This window comes from Pseudoalteromonas sp. SR45-5 (assembly GCF_014163565.1).
In the GTDB taxonomy this organism is placed as follows: Bacteria; Pseudomonadota; Gammaproteobacteria; order Enterobacterales; family Alteromonadaceae; genus Pseudoalteromonas; species Pseudoalteromonas distincta.
In genome coordinates this window covers 1-4,224 of record NZ_JACJDN010000344.1, presented here as the reverse complement: position 1 = coordinate 4,224, position 4,224 = coordinate 1, and the positions used below count along the sequence as shown (strand labels likewise).

Sequence of the window (4,224 nt, the reverse complement as noted above, 5' to 3'; positions counted from 1 at the left end):
ATAAAGTGTTAGGTAAAGTAATCAAAATAACCCTTATTGAGTCAAGTACTATTGGCACTATAGGCGTGGGTGAAGCAACAATTCCGCCTATTATTCAGCTTAATAACGCACTGGGTATAAACGAGCAAGAGTTTATAAACGCTACTAATGCATCTATAAAACTAGGAATTGAGTTCGAAAATTGGAAAACCACCTCTCATAGCTACATGCATGCTTTTGGCTCATTTGGAAAAGACTTCCCCTTTTGCGATTTTTACAATTTTTGGGTAAAAGGGCACATTAGCGGTACAGAAGAAAGCTTATGGGATTTTTCTCTTAACTACCAAGCAGCTAAACAGCATAAGTTTGCACCATTAAATACCATACCTAACACGCAATTACCTGGCTTAAGCTATGCGTACCATTTTGACGCAACTTTATATGCCGAGTTTTTAAAAAAGCTCGCAATGTCACGCGGTGTTGATCATATTGATGCCAAAATAGAGCAGGTTGAACAATGCCCTCTATCAGGGAATATAAAATCATTAACCCTTGATAACACACAGCAGATAAATGGCGACCTTTTTATAGACGCTACAGGGCAGCGCGCCTTACTCATAGAGCAAACCCTTAATACAGGTTTTGTAGATTGGTCTCATTACTTACCATGCGACAGCGCCGTTGCAGTGCAATCTCAAGGTACTAGCGAGCTAAAACCTTATACGCGTTCAATTGCACACAGCGCAGGCTGGCAGTGGCAAATACCGCTGCAAAGCCGAATAGGTAATGGCTTGGTGTACCGTAGCCGTTATTTATCTGACGATGCAGCAACGCAGTTATTATTAAATAATTTACCCGCTGAGCCCATTACGGCGCCACGTGTTATAAAATTTAAAACAGGACGGCGCTTAAAGCAGTGGCATAAAAACGTGGTGTCGGTTGGTCTTGCTAGTGGCTTTTTAGAGCCGTTAGAGTCAACTAGTATCCACTTAATACAAAGTGCAGTAACCCGTTTAATAAAGCTGTTTCCACACAATGGCATAAGCGAAACTTTAGTTACTGAATTTAATAAGCAAAGCGTGATAGAAATAGAGCACATACGCGATTTTATTATTTTGCATTACAAACTGACGGAGCGAGAAGATTCTGCTTTTTGGCGACAATGCAAGCAAATGGACATTCCTCACTCATTGGCCCACAAGCTCAAATTATTTAAGGAAACTGGCAAAGTAGTGCGCGAAAACGATGAACTATTTGCCGAAGTTGCCTGGCAACAGGTATTTATTGGCCAAGGCCTCATCCCCGATGATTACAACAGTATTGTTGACTCATTAAGCAGTGAACAACTAAACGACTTATTTTCTACATTAAAAACGCTTATTACCTCAACAGTAGATCAATTACCCACTCATAAAGATTTTTTAGCAAAAATTAAAAAGGCCTGATGATGCGATTTTTAAACACACTTTTACTTGTAAGTGCCTGTACTTTACCAACCATTAGCTACGCACTTAACGTTGAGCCTGCTAATTGGTGGGTTGGCATGAACAAAAATACCATAACCATCATGGTGCATGAGCAAAATATTGCAAACGAGCAAATTAAATTAGCTAAATACAATGGTGTTAAGTTAAATAAAGTAACCCGTACAGATAACCCAAATTATGTATTTTTAAATATTACTATTACTGATACCGCTAAAGCAGGAACGCTTGTGTTTAACAGCAGCGAAGCGAGTCAAAATTTTGAGTTTTCACTACTTGAACGCAATAAAAACAGCGCAAACCGCCAAGGGTTTACATCAGCTGATACGCTTTATTTAATTAACCCAGATCGCTTTGCTAATGGTGATGAGCAAAACGATACTGTCCCTAGCATGCTAGAAGTCGCTGATCCTACTACAAAGGGCGGGCGCCACGGTGGTGATATACAAGGCGTTATAAACGCACTTCCATATTTAAACGATTTAGGCGTAACACAGCTTTGGCTAACCCCAGTGCTTGAAAACAATATGCCTAATTATTCTTACCATGGTTATGCAATTACTGATTTTTATAAGGTTGACCCACGTATGGGCTCAAACCGTTTATATAAAACGCTCTCGGTAAAAGCAAAAGAGCAGGGCATAGGCCTGGTAATGGATATGGTTCTTAACCATTTTGGCTCTGAGCATACTTGGGTTAAAGATAAGCCAACTAAAGATTGGATTAACTTTAATGGCGAGTTTAAAAAAGGTAAAAACGCCACAAGCCATGCGCGCCAAACTATACAAGACCCACACGCGAGTGAATACGACAAGCGCCAGTTTAACGATGGTTGGTTTGTAGAAACCATGCCCGATTTAAATCAGCGCCAGCCACTGTTAAGTGAATACTTAATTCAAAATGCTATTTGGTGGATAGAATACGCCGATTTAAGTGGTATTCGTGTTGATACCTACTCTTACTCAGATAAAGCATTTTTGAGTGATTGGACAAAAGCCATAATGCAAGAGTACCCAAATTTTAATATTGTTGGAGAAGAGTGGACGTCTAACCCTGCTATTGCCTCTTACTGGCAACGTGGCAAACATAACCAAGATGGCTATACATCAAGCTTACCAAGCGTGATGGACTTTTCGTTGCAAGAGTCGGTAATTCAAGCACTAAATGAAGATGAAAGCTGGAACACGGGCTGGGTTAAAGTATATGAATCGTTAGCTAATGACTTTTTATACCCAGATACAGATAACATTATGGTATTTGCAGATAACCACGATATGAGCCGTGTTTATACTGAACTTGGCCAAGACGTAGCTAAAACAAAAATGGCGATGACGTTATTTTTAACCACACGTGGTATAGCGCAAATGTATTACGGCACCGAAGTACTATTGGATAACACCCCAAGTAAAGACCATGGTGATATTAGAATCGACTTCCCGGGTGGATTTGAAGGCCAAACACGTAATGCCTTTACCAAAGAGGGCTTAACAAAACAGCAAAAAGACATGCATAACACCATCAGTACGCTGCTTAATTTTAGAAAAAACAGCTCAGCATTAGATAAAGGAAAGCTTGTACATTTTACGCCTCGACAAGGGGTTTATAGTTATGTGCGTATTAGCGACGAGCAAACTGTGTTGGTATTTATGAATAAAAATACACAAACGCTACAAAAAAACATTGAGTATATGCAAGAGGTGATGCCTAACAGCACAACAGCATTTAATTTATTTACTCAAAAAACACAAAAGCTGGGCAAAACCATTGAATTACCAGCGATGAGCGCAACGGTACTCGTTTTAAAAACGCCACAATAGTAACTTGAATACGTATGCAGCAACTGTATGGTTGCTGCAGTAATCTTTAGTATAAAGTTAATAACAATACTGACAAAAAAGACACACAATGAAAAAATCAGTTTATGTACCCGCAGTACTTTGTAGTGCACTTATTGCTACAGGGTGTTCAGAAAATAACAAACCTGAACAACAGCAACCACCTGCACACACGCAAAATGAGCTTACCAAGCCGGTTGTATATCAAGTATTTACTCGCTTGTTTGGTAATACCGAAACAGCCAATGTTTCATGGGGCACTAAAGAGCAAAACGGCGTAGGTAAATTTGCCGACTTTAACGATGCAGCCCTAAAAGGCATTAAAGAGTTAGGCACCACACATGTTTGGTATACCGGTGTGTTACACCATGCGTTAGTGGGCGATTATACCGACTACGGCATTTCGCAAGATGACCCCGATGTAGTAAAGGGCCGTGCAGGTTCACCGTACGCAATTAAGGATTACTACGATGTTAACCCCGACTTAGCCGTTAATGTGACGAACCGCATGGGAGAGTTTAGCCAGCTTATTGAACGTACACATAGCCACGGCATGAAAGTCATTATTGATATAGTGCCTAACCATGTTGCCCGCAATTATCAATCACTTGGAAAGCCTAAAGGCGTTAAAGACTTTGGCGAACAAGACGACACGACTAAAGCGTACGATAAAAACAATAACTTTTTCTACGTACCAGGGCAGTCTTTTCAGGTGCCAACATCGCCAGAGTACAAAGTATTAGGGGGTAATGAAAGCCCATTAGCTGATGGCTTTTTTGATGAAACACCCGCTAAATGGACAGGTAACGGTGCCCGTGCACCAAAACCCGATATAAACGATTGGTACGAAACAGTAAAAGTAAATTATGGCGTAAAGCCAGATGGTAGCTACGATTTTGTTCAATTGCCAAGTGAATACAAAAATA

3 protein-coding genes are annotated in these 4,224 nt (G+C 40.3%); all 3 read left to right on the top strand.

Annotated features, from left to right (window positions below; genetic code table 11):
* Positions 1-1,424 (top strand): tryptophan halogenase family protein (locus H5072_RS12920; protein ID WP_182693742.1); only part of this gene is annotated, 1,424 nt, incomplete at its 5' end.
* Complete coding sequence (locus H5072_RS12915) at positions 1,424-3,280, top strand: glycoside hydrolase family 13 protein (protein ID WP_182693741.1); 1,857 nt, start codon at positions 1,424-1,426, stop codon at positions 3,278-3,280. The genes H5072_RS12920 and H5072_RS12915, both read left to right, overlap by 1 nt.
* A gap of 88 nt (positions 3,281-3,368) precedes the next feature.
* Positions 3,369-4,224: alpha-amylase family glycosyl hydrolase (locus tag H5072_RS12910; RefSeq protein ID WP_259395942.1), on the top strand; the 856-nt coding region annotated here is incomplete at its 3' end.

What these genes read in the sequence shown, in the direction of transcription:
- H5072_RS12915 (WP_182693741.1), top strand. Translation starts at nt 1,424, where the DNA reads ATGATGCGATTTTTAAACACACTTTTACTTGTAAGTGCCTGTACTTTA.